This window comes from Thiocapsa sp. C2-2m, assembly GCF_041903745.1.
GTDB classification, from domain to species: domain Bacteria; phylum Pseudomonadota; class Gammaproteobacteria; order Chromatiales; family Chromatiaceae; genus Thiocapsa; species Thiocapsa roseilacustris.
This window is the reverse complement of sequence record NZ_JBBWVD010000022.1, coordinates 23,329-40,301: the sequence shown is the minus strand read 5'-3', so window position 1 is coordinate 40,301 and position 16,973 is coordinate 23,329. Positions and strand designations below refer to the sequence as shown.

Here is a 16,973-nt window from a genome sequence, read left to right as displayed (position 1 = left end):
CCGTAACTCGGATCGAATCCGAATCCTTGGTCGAGGGGCTCGCTCAGGAACGCTCTCGCCGATGCGGTGCGAACAGGCTGAGCGCCGTTGCCGCAGCACCTAGGAAAGCGAACAAGACCTTAAAGCCCCACTCGCCCAGGATGACGGTCAGGTTGCTGTCCTCGGATCGGACGTGGTCGGTCCCCGGCGTTTGCTCGGACATGGGTGTTGCCGGTTGTGGATCGGACGTTTTGTGTTTCATGGATGCCTCCTCCGGCTTGGGTCGAGGTGTCGGTTCGATCGGGGGTGCCAGGTGCCGTCGCTTCCGGCCCGATCGGCTGTTCGGGTCCGCATCCAGGCGCGGACGCCGGAGACGCGATTCTAAACCGCGTCCAGAGCGACATGCGTCATTTTCATTTTGCGTTTGGCTTTGGCGTTGTCCTCGATCACGGTGAGACGCGGTAAAAATGTACTAGGTTAAATCGCGCCAGCTCCGACAGTCGTCGGAGCTGGCGCGGCCGATCCACTGCAACAAACGACGCATGCCGCACCCGGCGCGGTTTAGACCAAAAGTCCGTCCAGGATTTCGGGGCACTCAAGCAACGGATTATGGCCGACACCGGGCAGGACATGCAGTCGCGTCGCCGGACGCCGCCGTACGACCTCCCGAGCGATTTCGAGAAAGCGCGCATCGGAAGCCCCGACGATCCAGGTCAGCTCTCCCGGAAAGGCCGTCAAGGGTCCCCAAAAATCCGGCATGCGCCCGAGTCCGTGTAGCTCGAGGGAGGCCGCGAGCCCCGCCGGGCGTTGGCGTAAGCGCCGCCGACGCTGCCGCTCCAGCACCGCGGTTGGCAAGACGGCCTGGGTTGCGAACAGGGGTTGTGACTCCCAATCGTCCACGAACGTGTCGATGTCGTCATCTTGGAGCCGTCGGATCCATGCCCGGTCGCCCGCAAGCCGATCGACGCGTTGCGATGCGACTTCGAGACCCGGATGGGCGGAGATGATGGTTGCACGGCGAAAGCGTTCCGGGTCGAGCGCCATCAAGCCGAGCGCGAAACGTCCGCCCAAGGAGTAGCCGACGACCTCGTCGACACTCTCGGGCAGGGCGCCGAGGATGTCGCCGATGCTGTCTTGGAAGGGCCGAACGGGCGCCGAGTCGGCGCCATGTCCGGGTAAGTCGATGGCGAGTGCACGGCCCCTCAGGCGCGGGCAACAAGCCCACCAATCCTCGCCGCTCCCGGTAAACCCATGAAGCAGCAGGATCAGAGCGTCGCCTCGGCGATACGCGCCTCACGGTCCTTGTCGCGCTCGATCAGGGCGTAGGCCGAATGGTTGTGGATGGACTCGAAGTTCTCGGCCTCGACCACGTAGGCGCCGATGCGGTCATCCTCGTTCAGGCGCGTGGCGATGTCCCGCACCAGGTCTTCGACGAACTTGGGGTTGTCGTAGGCATGTTCGGTCACGTACTTCTCGTCCGGTCGTTTCAGTAATCCGAAGAGCTCGGAGGATGCCTCCGCCTCGACCATTTCGATGAGCTCCTCGATCCAGATGTGACCCTGCGAGCGCACCTGCACCGTCACATGGGAGCGCTGATTGTGCGCACCGTAGGCCGAGATCTTCTTGGAGCAGGGGCAGAGGCTGGTCACGGGCACGACTACCTTGATCTCCAAGGTGGGCTTGCCGTGACGGATCTCCCCGACAAATGTGACCTCGTAGTCGAGCAGGCTCTCTACGCCGGTGACGGGCGCCTTCTTGTTCACGAAAAAGGGGAAGCGCATCTCGATGTGACCGGCCTCGGATTCCAGGCGTTGCGACATCTCGGTCAGCATTCCCTTGAAGGAGGCAACGCCGATCTCGCGCTCGTGATTGTTCAGGATCTGCACGAACCGGGACATGTGGGTCCCCTTGAAGTCGTGCGGGAGGTACACGTACATGTTGAAGTTGGCGACCGTATGCTGCTCGGTGCCGCTGCGATCGCTCACCCGCACGGGGTGGCGGATGTCCTTGATCCCCACCTTGTCGATGGCGATCCGACGAGAGTCGGCGCTCCCCTGGACGTCGGCGATTTCGGCGCTGGCGGGTACGGCGCGGCAATTGGGCTCGAGCAGGTGCTCCATGATATGACTTCTCTCGATGGATCGTCTTGGGTGTCAAACCGGGAAACTGGGGACTGCGGCCGACAAGACAAACCGGCGCGGATCGCCCGTTTCGAGCTACGGAGCCGATCCTTAAGATGCGGGCGCCTTTGCGGCGACGTTGCGCGCCTCAGTGTTTGCGACCGATCAGTGCGCCTGCGATCCAGCGCAGGGGCTCGGACCCGTTCGAAAAAATCGCGATGCTCTCGAGCGCATCGGCAATCAAGGCGGCGGCCATCTCCTTGGCTTCCGGCAGCCCTACGAGGGCCGGGTAGGTCGCCTTCTCCAAGACCAGATCGCGACCGGCCGTCTTGCCGATCAGATCGGTGTCGCCTTCTACGTCGAGGACATCGTCTTGGATCTGAAAGGCGAGACCGATACATTTAGCAAAGCGATCGAGACGCTCGGCATGATCCGGGTCCGGTGCGTCGTGGGCAAGGATGCCCATCTGCACGGCCGCTCTGATCAAGGCGCCCGTCTTGTGGATGTGGATGTGCTCAAGCATGGCGACGTCCAGGATGCTGCCCTCGGCGGCCAGATCAAGCGCCTGACCACCAACCATGCCGCGTGCCCCGCTGGCACGTGCGAGGCTGGCGACCATCGCGATGCGCTTCTCGGAATCCAGTCCGGGCGACTCGGCGAGCGCCTGGAAGGCGAGGGTCTGGAGCGCATCGCCGGCCAGGATCGCGGTCGCCTCGTCGAAGGCACGATGACAGGTCGGCCGCCCGCGCCGCAGATCGTCGTCGTCCATGGCCGGGAGGTCGTCGTGGATCAAGGAGTAGGCATGGATCAGCTCGACGGCACAGGCGGGGCGGTCGAGCAGGGCGGGATCGACGCCGAGTGCCTCGCCGGCGGCATAGGCCAAGAGCGGACGGATGCGCTTGCCGCCGCCGAGGACCGTGTAGCGCATGGCCTCGTGCAGCCGAACCGGCTGCACGGCCGCAGAGGGCAAAAGCGCGTCGAGCGTGGCTTCGACGCGGGCGCAGTAACGCGCGCGGAAATCGTCCAGTGTGGCGTCAGTCATTGGATTCGAAGGGCTCTAGATCGGCACCGGATTCGGACCTGGGTCCGGCATCGGGCCGAGTGTCGGTGAGAATACGCACGCGTTGCTCGGCCACGTCCAGCGCCTGTTGGCAGGCGCGGGTCAGGCCGATGCCTCGCTCGAAAACGGTCAGTGACTCTTCGAGGCTCATCTCGCCCTTCTCGAGGGCATCGACGATCGATTCCAGCTCGGCGAGCGACTGCTCGAAGGAAGGCGGGGGCGGAGCGACTGGCTTTTTCATGCGCTTGAACCGCGTCCTGAACGGATACCGATGCTTCGTTGGATAACGCCGCTCGGTTGAATCCAACGGGTTCTGGCCGGACGCGGTTCGAGGTCTTGGAGGTCGAGTTAAGTTACCCCAGCTCTTGGGATGGGTCAAACCGCAGGTGTGCAGGCTCGCCACCGATCCGATGCCGCCGCAGTGGATCGGCCGCATACTCTTGGCCGACGCGGTCAAGCGTGCAATGAGCGCCGGCGCGACCTTCGGTATCCATGCCTTGGTCGTCGATGCGAAGATCGATCAGGTACAGCGGTTCCAACTTTTACACGCTGCCGGACAGGCCTGGGCGTCTGTTCTTGCCGCTGGGTCTACCGGCGCAATAGACTCCGAGATCGACAGTCACTTCATCTGCTCGTTTCGAGCCTACCATCAGTGTTTTTCCGACAGGATTGACCCACAGCCCCCATGACCGGCCACTACGATGCCTCAGCCATCGAGGTCCTCAGCGGCCTCGACCCGGTGCGCAAGCGCCCCGGGATGTACACCGAGACCACGCGCCCCAACCACCTCGCCCAGGAGGTCATCGACAACAGCGTCGACGAGGCGCTCGCCGGCCATGCCCGCCGGATCGAGGTGGTGCTCTTCGCCGATGGCTCGCTCGAGGTGAGCGACGACGGGCGTGGTATGCCGGTGGATATCCACCCCGAGCAGGGCCTGCCCGGCGTGGAGGTCATCCTCACCAAGCTGCATGCGGGCGGCAAGTTCAACGGCGACAACTATCGCTTCTCCGGCGGTTTGCACGGCGTCGGCGTCTCGGTCGTGAATGCCCTGTCGCAACGTCTGGATGTCTGGGTGAAACGCGGCGGTCACGAGCACCACATGGCCTTCGCCGGCGGGGAGAAGGCGAGCGATCTCGTTCAGCTTGGAGGCGTCGGGCGCGGCAACACGGGCACCCGATTGCGGTTTTGGCCGGATCCGAAGTATTTCGACACGCCCAAGATCGCCACCCGCCCGCTGACCCATCTGCTTCGGGCGAAGGCCGTCCTCTGTCCCGGACTCGAGGTGCGCTTTCGCGACGAGGCGAGCGATGACGAGCAGGTCTGGTGTTATCAAGACGGGCTCAAGGACTATCTGCTCCAGGCGCTGAACGGGGCCGAGACCCTGCCCTCGCAGCTCTTCGTCGGCGACCTTGAAGGGACCAACGAGGCGGCGAGTTGGGCGCTGGGCTGGCTGGCCGAGGGCGGAGAGGCGGTCGCCGAGAGCTACGTGAACCTCATCCCGACGGTGCAGGGCGGCACCCACGTCAACGGGCTGCGCACGGGTTTGACCGAAGCCGTGCGCGAGTTCTGCGAGTTCCGCAACCTGCTTCCGCGCGGCGTGAAGGTGGCCCCCGAGGACGTCTGGGGCCGGGTCAGCTACATCCTCTCGGTCAAGCTGATCGAGCCGCAATTCTCCGGGCAGACCAAGGAGCGACTCTCCTCGCGCGAGTGCGCCGCCTTCGTCTCGGGCGTGGTCAAGGACGCCTTCAGTCTCTGGCTGAATCAGCATGTGGCCGAGGGCGAGCGGATCGCCGAGCTGGTCATCGGCGCCGCCCAGGCGCGACTGCGCGCCGGGCGCACCGTCACCCGCAAGAAGATCACGCAGGGGCCGGCCCTGCCGGGCAAGCTTGCCGACTGCACCTCGACCGATCCGGAGCGTGGCGAGCTGTTTCTGGTGGAGGGCGACTCGGCCGGAGGCTCGGCCAAGCAGGCGCGCGATCGCGAGTTCCAGGCCATCCTTCCGTTGCGCGGCAAGATCTTGAATACTTGGGAGGTCGACCCGGCCGAGGTTCTGGGCTCTCAGGAGGTGCATGACATCGCGGTGGCCATCGGCGTGGATCCGGGCAGCGACGATCTCGCACGGCTGCGCTTCGGCAAGGTCTGCATCCTTGCCGATGCCGATTCGGACGGCGCACACATCGCGACCCTGCTCTGTGCGCTCTTTCTCCGTCACTTTAGGCGCTTGGTGGCCGAGGGGCACGTCTTCGTCGCCATGCCTCCGCTCTACCGGATCGACGTCGGCAAGCAGGTTTTCTACGCGCTGGACGACAGCGAGAAGCGCGGTATCCTGGACCGCATCGAGGCCGAGAAGATCAAGGGCAAGGTCAATGTTCAGCGTTTCAAAGGGCTGGGCGAGATGAATCCGGGCCAGTTGCGCGAGACGACCATCCATCCGGATACCCGACGCCTGGTCCAGCTCACGGTTGAAGCCGAGGACGACAGCAACAACCTCCTCGACATGTTGCTGGCGAAGAAGCGCGCATCCGACCGACGTGCCTGGTTGCAGGAGAAAGGCGACCTCGCCGAGGTCTAGCCTCGTGTCGGTGCGATTCGACATTCCACCCTGGATGACTCCACCACTATGACTCCATTCCGCTTCGGACATGCCGCGGATCCCGATTGGCGTCAGGCCGCCGATCGATGTCTGACGCAGATCGGGAGTGTCCCGCAGGAGGCGACGCTCGGGTTTCTGTATGTGACCGACGCCCTTGCCGAGGATCTCGACGAGATCCTCCGCAGCCTTCGTGCGGCGACGGGCATCGCGCAATGGGTCGGCAGTGTCGGCATGGGCATCTGTGCGACAGGTGCCGAGTATTACGAAGAGCCCGCGCTCGCGGTCATGCTCGGCGAGTTTCCGACCGATGATTTTCGTGTCTTCCCCAGTCTGGTCGAGGATCTCGACGACTTCGATGCGCGTAACGGCGAGTGGATGCGCGTCAACCCGCCCTACCTGGGCCTCGTCCACGGCGACCCCTCCAACGGTCTGACCGAAACGCTGATCCAACAGCTCGCTCAGCGCACGACCGCGGGTTTCCTCGTCGGCGGGCTTGCCAGCGCGCGTGCGCACGCCCTGACCATCGCCGACGGGGTGACGCGCGGCGGCCTGTCCGGCGTCCTCTTTTCCGAACGGGTCGGAATCCTGACCCGCCTCAGCCAAGGCTGCTCGCCGATCGGACCGCATCATGTGATCACCGAGGGCCAGCGCAACATCCTGATGCGACTCGATGGCGAGCCCGCGCTCGATGTGCTCAAGCGCGATGTCGGCGAGATCCTCGCCCGGGATCTGTCGCGTCTCGGCGGCTACATCTTTGCCGGACTGCCGATCCAGGGCTCGGACACCGGCGACTACTTGGTGCGCACTCTGGTCGGCATCGATCCCAACAACGGCTTGGTCGCGATCGGCGATCTGGTGGAGCCCGGACGCGAGCTGATGTTCTGCAGGCGCGATGCCGACACGGCCCGCGAGGATCTCGACCGTATGCTCAAGGGCATCAAGGGCCGCCTGAGCGCTCCGCCGCGAGGCGGCATCTACGTCTCCTGTTTGGGGCGCGGGGTCAACCTCTTCGGCCCGGACTCGGCCGAGCTCAAACAGATCCAGGCGACGCTCGGCGATGTCCCCATCGTCGGCTTCTACGCCAACGGCGAGATCTCGCAGGATCGCCTTTACGGTTACACGGGCGTCTTGACCCTATTCACCTGAAGGCTCCGGTACCCTCGCAACCCACGGGGAGCGCGATGACGAACAAGGACATCAGTATTCGCACCATGTCGCCGGCCGAGGTCGATCTCGCCATCGAATGGGCTGCACGCGAGGGTTGGAATCCGGGCCTGGAGGATGCCGCCTGTTTCCGACCGACCGACCCGGGCGGGTTCCTGATGGCGTTCGTTGAGGGCGAGCCTGCGGCGAGTCTTTCGGCCGTGCGCTATGGCGAGACCTTCGGGTTCATCGGCCTCTATATCGCCGCGCCGCCCTATCGGGGGCGCGGCATCGCCTTGCGGCTGTGGGAGGCCGGAATGGCCCATCTCGGCGATCGGGTGATCGGGCTCGACGGGGTGCCGGAACGCCAGCACGATTATCGTCGTTCCGGGTTCGAGCTGGCCTGGCGCAACGTCCGCTATGCGGGCGCGGTTGCCGTTGCCTCCCCCGAGGACCCACGCCTCGTTCGGGTCGAGCCGTCGATGATTCCCGCCTTGCTCGATTACGACCGGACCTTCTTTCCCGCCCCCCGAGATCGGTTCCTCGAATCGTGGCTCGCCCGCAAGGAAACCCGCCGAAGCTGGGTCCTCGTCGAGCCGGAGGTCGATGCGGGCAGTGGCCCCGGACGCGTGACGGGTTACGGTACGGTCAGGCATTGCCGCGCCGGTTGGAAGATCGGTCCGCTCTTCGCGGACGATCCCGCCGGCGCCGATGTCCTGTTCCGACGCTTGGCAAGCTGCGCCGGCACCGATCCGGTCATCCTGGATCTGCCCGAGCCCAATCCTGCCGCGCTGGACCTGGCGAAGGCTTTTGGCCTGTCTCCCGTGTTCGAGACCGCCCGCATGTATCGAGGCGCCGCGCCCTCGCTCCCGATCGATCGGATCTACGGTGTGACGACCTTCGAGCTGGGCTGAGCGCGTCTTCCGCGGTTCCGAGACACAATCTTGCGGTGCCGTCGATCCATTCCCAGCGATGCATCGGCGTTGCTTCACCGCGACACCTTCGGGGGGCCCATGCTTCATGCCAAGTGATTTCTGAAGGATCTTCTCCCCCTTTACATCTGTAACCGCTTTGGCGCAATCGATCGGCCGTGGGTTTGAGGCGATTTCCGCATAATTCCATACCGTAGGTTGTGCTGACGATAGGAAGGACAACTTGCGCCGACGGTTGGTTGTGCCTCGCACGGCTCGGCACAACCTACGCGACTAACCACTAACCACTAACCACTAACCACGATAAAAAGCGCGTGCACGAGTCCGCGCAAGGAGCAGGTCGACATGAATCCCGAGAAGGTCGTCTTCGGCTTCTTCATCGTCTTGGCGTTGACCCTGAACTTCGGGTTCTTCGTCGGCGAGATCGACAACCCCGAGCATCATCACGTCTGGGAGCTGTTCGCCGTCATCTTGGTCAACCTGGTCGCGACCGTGCTGAAGTTCGGCGACCGCAGCCACATGGGCGCCTTGTTGTTGGCGACCAGTTTGGTCGCCATGCTGCAGCTGATCGGCGCTGCCCTGGTTTGGACGATCGCCGTTCACGCGACCGAGGAGGGAATGACACCAGGGGTCATGGCCAGCATCGTCTCTTTGAGCGGCGGGGCCATGATCGCCAACGTGGTGTCGGTGGTGCTGCTGGTGATCGAGACCTTTACCCTGCGTCGCTAGCACGCGTCGCCTGCGCCATGCGCGGCCCGGGTTCGATGCCGTCGCCGTGGATGCTAGCCCCATCCGAACGAGTTTGACTATGGACAACGTCGTCTTTCTGATCATGCGGCGGATGCGCGCGCCGCTGTTGGTCCTGATCGGGACCTACGCCGTTGCGATGACGGGTATGGCGCTGATACCCGCGCAGGATGCGGCCGGCAATCCGGTTCCGATGAGCCTTTTCCATGCCTTCTACTTCGTCAGTTACATGTCGACGACCATCGGGTTCGGCGAGCTGCCGAATGCCTTCACGGATGCGCAGCGGATTTGGGTCTCCTTCAGCGTGTTCGCCACGGTGGCGGTCTGGCTCTATGCGATCGGCACACTGATCACGCTGCTGCAGGACACGACCTTTCAGCGTGCCATTCTGGAGAACCGGTTTCGTCGGCGGGTCCGGCGACTGCGCGAGCCCTTTTATCTCGTCTGCGGCTATGGCCAGACCGGCACCGCATTGGTGCGCAGCCTGACCGATCGACACCAACGCGCAGTGGCGATCGATATCGATCCGGAACGCGTGAATCTGCTCAAGCTGGACAACCTGCGCGAATACGTCCCCGCCTTGTGTGCCGATGCCCGGCAGCCGTCCAGCCTCGAGGCCGCAGGTCTTCGACATCCGCTCTGCAAAGGGGTCGTGGCGCTGACCAACGTCAACGAGGCCAATCTCAAGATCGCCATTGCAGCGAAGCTCCTGCATCCGGAGATCACCCTGATCTGTCGGGCCGATTCCCAAGAGGTCGAGGCCAACATGGCCTCGTTCGGCACCGATTATATCTACGACCCTTTCGATACCTTTGCCCTCGACATGGCCATCGCCATTCAGTCGCCCTGTCTGGCCCTGTTGAGCAAATGGCTGGCCGGTTACGAGGACCAATCGCTCGATGCGCCGATCTTTCCGCCGGCCGAAGGACGCTGGGTGCTTTGCGGCTTCGGGCGTTTCGGCAAGGCGATGTACCGCCACCTGAGCGAGCAGGGCCTCGACCTCACCGTGATCGAGGCGCTTCCGCACAAGACCGGCATCCCCAAGGAGGGTGTCGTGCACGGGCGCGGCACCGAGGCGGTGACGCTGGAGCAAGCCGGGATCGGCGACGCCGTCGGCCTGGTGGCCGGCACCGACAGTGATGCGGACAACCTCTCGATCATCATGACCGCCCTGACGCTGAACCGGTCCTTGTTCGTCGTGGCGCGACAGAATCAACGCCACAACAAGGTCCTGTTCGAGCGCGTCGGAGCACAGGTGGTGATGATGCCCAGCAGCATCATCGCCGACCGGATCCGGGTGCGTCTGAGCACGCCCTTGCTGGCCGAGCTCACGACGCTGGCCCGTTGTCGCGAGGACGACTGGGCCTGCGAGCTGGTCAGTCGGGTGGTCGCGCTGGTCGACGAGCATTCGCCGCATGTCTGGGAGGTCACGGTCGACGAGGTCGAGGCACCGGCCGTGTGCGCCATGGATCGGCGCGGCAACCCCGTCACCGTCGAACAGATCTCGCGCGATCCACGCGACCGCGATCGGGCGCTGCCCTTGATCGTCCTGCTGCGGATGGATGCTGACGAGCGCGAGCTACTGCCTGCTGCGGACGTGCAGGTGCGCAGCGGCGATCGTCTGCTGCTGTGCGGGCGCGCCGATGCGAGCCGTAGCCTGGCGTGGACGCTACACAACCTCAATGTGCTGGATTATGTCTTGACCGGGAACGCTGCTCCCGGCGGGCTGATCTGGCGTTGGTTGGCACGGCGTCGCGCGCGTGCCGCCTCCGGCACCTGATCCCCATCCGGAGGGCCACATCTCGGTGCGACGTTCGGTATACCGAGCGCACGCGGTTTTTTCGGAAGGCAGGGGGCGTGCCGTGCGGCTGAAAAATCCGCGTGTGCTCGGTATCACGATGAGGATGATGGCATACTGCGGCCACGTCGACCGCTGTCACGAGGAGAAGGCTCATGTACCCGGTAATGACTCGACTCGCCGAGGACCACGTCCGTCTCGCAAGGCTGCTCGATCTGTTCGAAGACCTCCTGAACCGTTTTCACGAGGGTGCGGAGCCCGATTACGAGCTGATGGCCGAGATGCTCGAGTACATGGACAACTACTCCGACATCATCCATCACCCGACCGAGGATCTGATCTTCGAGCGCGTTTTGGAGAAAGGCACCGAGCGACGTGATGTCTTCGATGTCCTGATGCGGCAGCACAAGGCGCTCGGGCAGCTGAGCAAGCGCTTTCGCGAATCGCTCGACGGGATCCTCCACGAGGAGGTCTTGCTGCGCGAAGACGTCGAGGCGCACGGGCGCGAGCTGATCGGAACACTGCGTGCCCACAAGCGGCTCGAGGACGAGGAGGCATTTCCGATCGCGCTCGAACGTCTGTCCGACGAGGATTGGGCGCAGATCGAGGCGCAGGCGCCGACCCAGGACGATCCCCTGTTCGGGACCCTGGATCCGGCGCGTTATCACGCGCTCTATGCGCGACTCTCGGCCGAGACGCAGTTATGACGTTCGTAAGTACCCCTGATTTTCGCCACGATACCCCGGAATGCCTCGGGGTCCTGCTCGTCAACCTCGGCACCCCGGATGCGCCGAGCGTGCCTGCCGTGCGCCGCTATCTGGCCGAGTTCCTGGCCGACCCGCGCGTCGTGGAGCTACCGCGTGCGCTCTGGCTCCCGATCCTGCATGCCGTCATCCTGCGCGTGCGTCCGGCCCGCTCGGCAAAGGCGTACCGGGCGGTGTGGGCGGAGGACGGCTCGCCGCTTTTGAGCATTGCCCGACGGCAGGCCGCAGCCGTCCAGACCCGTCTGAGCGAGCGATGTGTCGGACCGGTCAAGGTCGTTTTGGGGATGCGCTACGGTAACCCGTCCATCCCTGCCGCCCTGGCGGAGCTGCGCCAAGCCAACGCGCGCCGCGTCTTGGTCTTTCCGCTCTATCCGCAGTATTCCGGATCGACCACCGCCTCCGTGTTCGACGCCGTCACGCGCGAGCTGCAGCGTTGGCGCTGGCTCCCCGAGCTGCGTTTCATCAACCATTACCACGACGAGCCGGCCTATATCGATGCAGTGGCCCAGAGCATCCGCAATCACTGGGCCGAGCAGGGCGAGCCCGAGCGCCTGCTGTTTTCTTTCCATGGGATCCCGAAGGATTATTTCGAGAATGGCGACCCTTACTACTGCCATTGTCAGAAGACCGCGCGGCTGGTAATCGATCGTCTCGGTCTGCCGTCGGATCGCTGGGCATTGACCTTCCAGTCACGCGTCGGCTTCAAAGAATGGCTCAAGCCCTATACGGACGAGACGCTGAAGGCCTGGGGTGCCGAAGGCGTGCGTTCGGTCCAGGTCTTGTCGCCCGGATTCTCGGCCGATTGTCTGGAAACCATCGAGGAGATCGACGAAGAGAACCGTGGCTATTTCATCGGTGCCGGCGGCAAGGATTTCAGCTATATCCATTGCCTGAACGACGCTGCCGCGCATATCGAGATGCTGGCGGGTTTGGTTGAACGGCACACCGCCGGCTGGCCGGAGATGACGCAGGTGGCGGCCGACGACGCTGCGCTGGCCGCGCGGCGCGAGCGTGCGATTGCGCTCGGGGCTGCGGCTTGAGGCGAGTTTGTTTGACGCATGACCACCCATTTCGAGGAGAACGATGGACCAACGCGCCCGACCGACTGAAATCAACCTGCATCAAAAGTCACGCATCCTGGAGGTGGCCTTCGACGACGGGGCACGCTTCAAACTGCCATGCGAGTACCTGCGGGTCTATTCGCCGTCCGCCGAGGTCCGTGGCCACTCGCCGAGCACCGCGAAGCTCCAGGTCAAGAAGGAAGATGTCAACATCACCGATCTGCAGCAGGTCGGCAGCTATGCGGTGAAGATCTTCTTCGACGACGGCCATAAGTCCGGCCTCTATGACTGGGACTACCTCTACAAACTGGGGCGGGCCTGGCAGCCGTTGTGGTTCGACTATCTGGAAAAGATCGGCGCGGCCGGATACAGGCGTACGGCGCCGGATCCATTCGAGTCCATGAAGGCGCGTGGGGAGTCGCCGTCCGAGCTGCCCGAGCGTTCAGCGGCGAGCTCGGCCGACACCGCCGAGGAAGCGACCCCATGATCCGTCCGATCCTGCTCCTGGTCCTCGGTTTGCTTTGGCTGCCGCTCGCCAACTGCGCACCGGTTGAAGGTCCGGTCAAACCCACCGCGGATGTTCCCGAAGCGGAGGGGTGGAGCAGCGAGGTGGTGGCGGATGGACTGGAGCATCCCTGGTCCATCGCCTGGCTCCCGGACGGTTCGGCGCTGATCACCGAGCGTCCTGGACGTCTGAGACTCCTGCGCGACGGTGCCTTGGTCCGCAAGCCCGTCGCCGGTCTGCCTACGGTGTTGTCCCACGGTCAAGGCGGACTGATGGATGTCGCTTTGCACCCGGATTTCGAGCGCAACCGACTGGTCTATCTCACCTTCGCGACCGGGACACCGAACGCCAATCGGACCGCACTCGCACGCGGACGACTCGACGGCGACCGGCTTCAGGATGTCGAGGTGATCTTCGAGAACGCCGACGTCAAGAGCGGTGGGCAGCATTTCGGCTCGCGCTTGGTCTGGCTGCCCGACAAGAGCCTGCTGATGAGCATCGGAGACGGCGGCAACCCGCCGGCCTCCTTCGCAGGCGGCAACATTCGCGATCAGGCCCAACGGCTGGAGACCCATTTCGGCAAGGTCCTGATACTGACCGAAGACGGGCGTCCTCACCCGAACAACCCTTTTGTCGATCGAAAGGGCGCGCGTCCCGAAATCTACAGCTACGGCCACCGCAACATCCAGGGCCTTGCCCTCGATCCCGTGAGCGGACGCGTCTGGGCCAACGAGCACGGTTCCCGCGGCGGCGACGAGCTCAACCTGATCGAGCCCGGCAAGAACTACGGCTGGCCCGAGGTCACCTACAGCATGGAGTACCGCGGGCCACGCATTTCCGACGAGACCAGTCGCCCAGGGGTGGTCGATCCGCTGATCAACTGGACACCATCCAAGGCCCCCAGCGGTCTTGCCTTCTACACCGGCGATCGCTATCCCGGCTGGCAAGGCAACCTCTTCAGCGGCGCCCTAGTCTTCGGAGAGGTGCGGCGTATCGTCCTGGACGGCGCGAAGGTCGTCGACGAGGAAAAGCTCACCATCGGCAATCGCGTGAGAGACGTCCGGCAAGGCCCGGACGGTTATCTCTATGTGCTGATCGATTCCGGAGCGGGGTCCCTGTTGCGCATTCTGCCCCGCTAAAGTCTATGCCCTCCCGTCATCCCAAGCCCCTTGACCGCCGCCGTCATGGGATCGGAGTTCCATACGAACCACAGGGAGAAATGGGTATCGAGCAGGATATCTGTCATTGCGTGTATTCCCTTTCACCTGGCGTCAGACGATGGAGAAGATCGGGCAAGTTGACCCGCGCTTCCTGAAGGGTGACGGTTGGCATGGTCGCGATCGTCTGTTATGCACTTCCATTCCGAATACGAACGCGCTGCTCCTCGACGATCCAGAGGTGCCCGATCAATGGAACCGTTGAGAGGAGCGGCATGAATTGAGTCAGCGCGCGCATAACCGAAGCGCGGCCCTTGCTCCCTGGCCGCAGAACGATGATCCCGGCATAATCCTGCGGCGGATAGCGTCTGATGTTGCTGAAATCCAGGTCGAGCGTCAGGATCACTCGTTGCTCGGCTTGACAGACGACAGCTATCTCGTCGTCGGGATGGCCACGCAAACCCTGCCCGAAGACCGTCATCGCGTCATGGCCCTCCGCACACAGTCGCGCCGCGACCTCGGGATGGAGGTTCTCATCCACCTTGAAGCGCATCAGGCCGCTTCCCGGGACAGGGCGACGATCCGGTCGCTCGCCAGTGCCGCGGCATATTGCAGCGCCGCCTGAATATCTTCCTCCTCGACTCGATACCCCTCTCGAATCGCCTGGTGCGTTTCACCCTCCGCCAGATTATCGAGGATCACGGACACCATGACGCGCGTGCCTTTTACGCACACCTTTCCGTGACAGATATTGGCGTCGGCGCTGAGTCGGTCCTGCCAGTTCATGAGGTTCTCCGGTCTGTGGGTGATTGGTTTCGCTCTATGCACCAGTCCCTTCTCGCGCAACTGCTTGCCGATGGAAGACCACTCGTATTTCCCTGCGAGGGTTGGGATTGTCCCCGGCCAAGCAGGTAGCCTCGGACGCGGTTGAGTGGCCGTTTAGCGACGTTTGCGCCCGGCGACCCGCAACCGCAACGCATTCAACCGAATAAACCCAGTCGCGTCCTTCTGATCGTAGGCCCCGGCATCTTCTTCGAAGGTCGCGATCGATGCGTCGAAGAGGCTGTTGGTTTCGGACTTGCGCCCGATCACCATCACGTTGCCCTTGTAGAGCCGCAGGCGCACGACGCCATTCACCACGTCCTGGGTTGCGTCGATCGCGGCCTGGAGCATCAGCCGCTCGGGCGCGAACCAATAGCCGTTGTAGACGAGGCTCGCATACCGCGGCATCAGCTCGTCTTTGAGGTGCGCGGCCTCGCGGTCGAGCGTCAAGGATTCCATCGCGCGATGGGCCTTGAGCAGGATGGTCCCGCCGGGTGTCTCGTAGCAGCCGCGCGACTTCATGCCGACATAGCGGTTCTCGACGATGTCGCTGCGCCCGATGCCGTTGGCCCCGCCGATGCGGTTCAGCTCCGCGAGGACTTCGGCCGGGGATAGGCGCTGACCGTCGATCCCGACACAATCGCCGCGCTCGAACATCAGCTCGATCAAGGTCGCCTGATCCGGTGCATCCTCCGGCGCAACACTCCAGCGCCACATGTCCGCACCCGGCTCGACCCAGGGATCTTCCAGGTCGTAACCTTCATAGGAGATGTGCAGCAGGTTCGCATCCATCGAGTAGGGCGACTTGGTGCCGTCGCGCTTCATCTCGACCGCGATCCCGCGGCTCGCCGCATAGTCCATCAGCTTCTCGCGCGAGAGTAGATCCCACTCGCGCCAGGGTGCGATGATCTTGATGTCCGGGTTCAGCGCGTAGGCGGTCAGCTCGAAACGAACCTGGTCGTTGCCCTTGCCGGTTGCACCGTGCGAGATGGCGTCGGCCCCGGTCTCGGCGGCGATCTCGATCAGGCGCTTGCCGATCAAGGGCCGCGCGATCGAGGTGCCGAGCAGATACTCGCCTTCGTAGATGGCGTTGGCGCGGAACATGGGGAAGACGAAATCGCGCACGAACTCCTCGCGCAGATCGTCGATATAGATCTCCTTCACGCCCGCCGCAGTGGCCTTGGCGCGCGCTGGCTCCAGCTCCTCGCCCTGGCCGATGTCGGCCGTGAAGGTTACGACCTCGCAGCCATACTCCTCCTGCAACCAATTGAGGATGACCGAGGTATCCAGGCCACCGGAGTAGGCCAACACCACCTTCTTGATTGCGCCTTGCGCCATCGTTCTGCTCCAACTCGGAAAATCCGTGAGTATATACCGAGCGCGCGTGGGTTTTTCGCAAAGCAGGGTGCGTCAGCAGTTCCAAATTTGCGTCAGCCCGGACAGCGACCCACTCCTGGGACCGCCGACTTCAGTCGGCGAGAAATGCCGCGGACCCGGCACACCGCTGAATCCGGAGCGCCTTCGCCTCGCGCCGACTGAAGTCGGCGGTCCCGGGGGGCGCGCCGGGCGATTTTGGGTCGAACTTGGAATTTGCGCTCGGTAGGTAACCCGTGGGGATTTCCCGCACTGCCCAACGGATCGTCTCGGCGACCGCATCGCCGATGCCGGGCACCGCGGTCAATGCCTCGGTATCCGCCGCGATCACGGCCTCGATACTGCCGAAGTGCTCGATCAGTCGTTTCGCCCGCTCGGGTCCGACCCGCGGCAGTCCCTGCAGGATATGGCTCTGAAGTCGCGCCTTACCGCGTGGTCGTTTGCCGTGTCGCGGGAGTGCGCCCCGGGCGAATGCACGTTGCTGACGCGCAGCGAAGAGCATCAGCCGGGCGGATTCCTCCGGATCCCGAGCGCGCAGAAGCGGCAGGTCGAAGAACAGCGTCAAGGTCACGAGTGCGCCCTGAATCGCCTCGCGCCGCATGTGGCTCTCGGTCAGGTCCTTCGCGGTCCCTTCGAGGATCAGCGCACCGCGCGGCCCGGCATTCGCCAGACGTTCGGCCTGTGCGAAGAGCCGCCCATCCTTGATCGACGCCGAGAGATCCATCAGTGTCTTGCGCTCGAAGAGCAGGCTGTCGTCGATCAGGTAGTCGCCGACCGGGAGGCGCTCGACCTGGATTCGGAATTCCGGGTGACCACGCAAGGCCGCGAGGACCGGGCTCGATGCCTCGCGATCGTCTACACGCATCGAGAACGTCTGACTCGGATCCATCGCCTCGTGCCTCCATCCGGAGATCCCGT

19 protein-coding genes are annotated in these 16,973 nt (G+C 64.0%); 9 read left to right on the top strand and 10 right to left on the bottom strand.

Annotated elements, in window-relative coordinates:
* Positions 1-43: 43 nt before the first annotated feature.
* From AADX97_RS17265 to AADX97_RS17240, 6 genes are all read right to left on the bottom strand, one after another.
* Entirely contained in the window at positions 44-241 is a 198-nt protein-coding gene (locus AADX97_RS17265; RefSeq protein WP_374235952.1) for a hypothetical protein, read from the bottom strand.
* Between the two features lie 299 nt (positions 242-540).
* Positions 541-1,239 (bottom strand): alpha/beta fold hydrolase, encoded by a 699-nt coding sequence (locus tag AADX97_RS17260; protein ID WP_374238844.1) that lies wholly within the window; start codon positions 1,237-1,239, stop codon positions 541-543.
* Positions 1,240-1,244: 5 nt separating this feature from the next.
* The gene (gene folE2 / locus AADX97_RS17255) at positions 1,245-2,099 is read right to left on the bottom strand and encodes a GTP cyclohydrolase FolE2 (RefSeq protein ID WP_374235953.1); all 855 of its coding nucleotides are present in this window, start codon (positions 2,097-2,099) and stop codon (positions 1,245-1,247) included.
* A 148-nt stretch (positions 2,100-2,247) separates the two neighbouring features.
* Positions 2,248-3,141 (bottom strand): (2E,6E)-farnesyl diphosphate synthase, encoded by an 894-nt coding sequence (gene ispA / locus AADX97_RS17250; RefSeq protein WP_374235954.1) that lies wholly within the window; start codon positions 3,139-3,141, stop codon positions 2,248-2,250.
* Positions 3,134-3,400, bottom strand: coding sequence for an exodeoxyribonuclease VII small subunit (locus AADX97_RS17245; protein WP_093187289.1), 267 nt, complete (start codon positions 3,398-3,400; stop codon positions 3,134-3,136). The genes ispA and AADX97_RS17245 overlap by 8 nt, the downstream gene beginning before the upstream one ends.
* A 112-nt stretch (positions 3,401-3,512) precedes the next feature.
* A complete protein-coding gene (locus tag AADX97_RS17240) occupies positions 3,513-3,698 on the bottom strand; it encodes a hypothetical protein (protein ID WP_374235955.1) in 186 nt (61 codons plus the stop codon).
* 146 nt (positions 3,699-3,844) lie between these two features.
* Here AADX97_RS17240 and parE point away from each other — a divergent pair, with 146 nt between their 5' ends.
* The 9 genes from parE to AADX97_RS17195 all read left to right on the top strand — a co-directional run bounded on the left by parE (position 3,845) and on the right by AADX97_RS17195 (position 13,841).
* The gene (gene parE, locus AADX97_RS17235; protein WP_374235956.1) at positions 3,845-5,731 is read left to right on the top strand and encodes a DNA topoisomerase IV subunit B; all 1,887 of its coding nucleotides are present in this window, start codon (positions 3,845-3,847) and stop codon (positions 5,729-5,731) included.
* Positions 5,732-5,779: 48 nt separating this feature from the next.
* The gene (locus tag AADX97_RS17230; protein WP_374235957.1) at positions 5,780-6,898 is read left to right on the top strand and encodes an FIST N-terminal domain-containing protein; all 1,119 of its coding nucleotides are present in this window, start codon (positions 5,780-5,782) and stop codon (positions 6,896-6,898) included.
* Positions 6,899-6,933: 35 nt separating this feature from the next.
* A complete protein-coding gene (locus AADX97_RS17225; protein ID WP_374235958.1) occupies positions 6,934-7,809 on the top strand; it encodes a GNAT family N-acetyltransferase in 876 nt (291 codons plus the stop codon).
* A 363-nt stretch (positions 7,810-8,172) separates the two neighbouring features.
* Positions 8,173-8,556, top strand: coding sequence for a DUF6394 family protein (locus AADX97_RS17220; RefSeq protein WP_374235959.1), 384 nt, complete (start codon positions 8,173-8,175; stop codon positions 8,554-8,556).
* A gap of 79 nt (positions 8,557-8,635) precedes the next feature.
* Positions 8,636-10,354 carry a TrkA family potassium uptake protein gene (locus tag AADX97_RS17215; RefSeq protein ID WP_374235960.1) on the top strand — a complete coding sequence of 573 codons (1,719 nt, stop codon included), beginning with the start codon at positions 8,636-8,638 and terminating at the stop codon, positions 10,352-10,354.
* A gap of 173 nt (positions 10,355-10,527) precedes the next feature.
* Positions 10,528-11,079 carry a hemerythrin domain-containing protein gene (locus AADX97_RS17210; RefSeq protein ID WP_374235961.1) on the top strand — a complete coding sequence of 184 codons (552 nt, stop codon included), beginning with the start codon at positions 10,528-10,530 and terminating at the stop codon, positions 11,077-11,079.
* A complete protein-coding gene (hemH, locus tag AADX97_RS17205) occupies positions 11,076-12,176 on the top strand; it encodes a ferrochelatase (protein ID WP_374235962.1) in 1,101 nt (366 codons plus the stop codon). Before AADX97_RS17210 ends, hemH begins: the two co-directional genes overlap by 4 nt.
* Before the next feature lie 43 nt (positions 12,177-12,219).
* The gene (locus AADX97_RS17200; RefSeq protein ID WP_374235963.1) at positions 12,220-12,684 is read left to right on the top strand and encodes a gamma-butyrobetaine hydroxylase-like domain-containing protein; all 465 of its coding nucleotides are present in this window, start codon (positions 12,220-12,222) and stop codon (positions 12,682-12,684) included.
* A complete protein-coding gene (locus AADX97_RS17195) occupies positions 12,681-13,841 on the top strand; it encodes a PQQ-dependent sugar dehydrogenase (RefSeq protein ID WP_374235964.1) in 1,161 nt (386 codons plus the stop codon). The genes AADX97_RS17200 and AADX97_RS17195 overlap by 4 nt, the downstream gene beginning before the upstream one ends.
* Before the next feature lie 208 nt (positions 13,842-14,049).
* Here the strand turns inward: AADX97_RS17195 and AADX97_RS17190 are convergent, their stop codons facing one another.
* From AADX97_RS17190 to AADX97_RS17175, 4 genes are all read right to left on the bottom strand, one after another.
* The gene (locus AADX97_RS17190; protein ID WP_374235965.1) at positions 14,050-14,412 is read right to left on the bottom strand and encodes a DUF5615 family PIN-like protein; all 363 of its coding nucleotides are present in this window, start codon (positions 14,410-14,412) and stop codon (positions 14,050-14,052) included.
* Entirely contained in the window at positions 14,412-14,645 is a 234-nt protein-coding gene (locus tag AADX97_RS17185) for a DUF433 domain-containing protein (RefSeq protein WP_213461593.1), read from the bottom strand. The genes AADX97_RS17190 and AADX97_RS17185 overlap by 1 nt, the downstream gene beginning before the upstream one ends.
* A gap of 153 nt (positions 14,646-14,798) precedes the next feature.
* A complete protein-coding gene (locus AADX97_RS17180; RefSeq protein ID WP_374235966.1) occupies positions 14,799-16,019 on the bottom strand; it encodes an argininosuccinate synthase in 1,221 nt (406 codons plus the stop codon).
* A 130-nt stretch (positions 16,020-16,149) separates the two neighbouring features.
* On the bottom strand, positions 16,150-16,944 hold the full coding sequence (locus AADX97_RS17175; RefSeq protein WP_374235967.1) for an ERCC4 domain-containing protein: 795 nt from the start codon (positions 16,942-16,944) through the stop codon (positions 16,150-16,152).
* Positions 16,945-16,973: the final 29 nt, after the last annotated feature.

Excerpts from the sequence above, each read along its gene's own strand:
- AADX97_RS17265 (WP_374235952.1), bottom strand. The coding sequence starts at position 241 with ATGAAACACAAAACGTCCGATCCACAACCGGCAACACCCATGTCCGAG.
- folE2 (WP_374235953.1), bottom strand. The coding sequence starts at position 2,099 with ATGGAGCACCTGCTCGAGCCCAATTGCCGCGCCGTACCCGCCAGCGCC.
- ispA (WP_374235954.1), bottom strand. The coding sequence starts at position 3,141 with ATGACTGACGCCACACTGGACGATTTCCGCGCGCGTTACTGCGCCCGC.
- AADX97_RS17245 (WP_093187289.1), bottom strand. The coding sequence starts at position 3,400 with ATGAAAAAGCCAGTCGCTCCGCCCCCGCCTTCCTTCGAGCAGTCGCTC.
- parE (WP_374235956.1), top strand. The coding sequence starts at position 3,845 with ATGACCGGCCACTACGATGCCTCAGCCATCGAGGTCCTCAGCGGCCTC.
- AADX97_RS17230 (WP_374235957.1), top strand. The coding sequence starts at position 5,780 with ATGACTCCATTCCGCTTCGGACATGCCGCGGATCCCGATTGGCGTCAG.
- AADX97_RS17225 (WP_374235958.1), top strand. The coding sequence starts at position 6,934 with ATGACGAACAAGGACATCAGTATTCGCACCATGTCGCCGGCCGAGGTC.
- AADX97_RS17220 (WP_374235959.1), top strand. The coding sequence starts at position 8,173 with ATGAATCCCGAGAAGGTCGTCTTCGGCTTCTTCATCGTCTTGGCGTTG.
- AADX97_RS17215 (WP_374235960.1), top strand. The coding sequence starts at position 8,636 with ATGGACAACGTCGTCTTTCTGATCATGCGGCGGATGCGCGCGCCGCTG.
- AADX97_RS17210 (WP_374235961.1), top strand. The coding sequence starts at position 10,528 with ATGTACCCGGTAATGACTCGACTCGCCGAGGACCACGTCCGTCTCGCA.
- hemH (WP_374235962.1), top strand. The coding sequence starts at position 11,076 with ATGACGTTCGTAAGTACCCCTGATTTTCGCCACGATACCCCGGAATGC.
- AADX97_RS17200 (WP_374235963.1), top strand. The coding sequence starts at position 12,220 with ATGGACCAACGCGCCCGACCGACTGAAATCAACCTGCATCAAAAGTCA.
- AADX97_RS17195 (WP_374235964.1), top strand. The coding sequence starts at position 12,681 with ATGATCCGTCCGATCCTGCTCCTGGTCCTCGGTTTGCTTTGGCTGCCG.
- AADX97_RS17190 (WP_374235965.1), bottom strand. The coding sequence starts at position 14,412 with ATGCGCTTCAAGGTGGATGAGAACCTCCATCCCGAGGTCGCGGCGCGA.
- AADX97_RS17185 (WP_213461593.1), bottom strand. The coding sequence starts at position 14,645 with ATGAACTGGCAGGACCGACTCAGCGCCGACGCCAATATCTGTCACGGA.
- AADX97_RS17180 (WP_374235966.1), bottom strand. The coding sequence starts at position 16,019 with ATGGCGCAAGGCGCAATCAAGAAGGTGGTGTTGGCCTACTCCGGTGGC.
- AADX97_RS17175 (WP_374235967.1), bottom strand. The coding sequence starts at position 16,944 with ATGGATCCGAGTCAGACGTTCTCGATGCGTGTAGACGATCGCGAGGCA.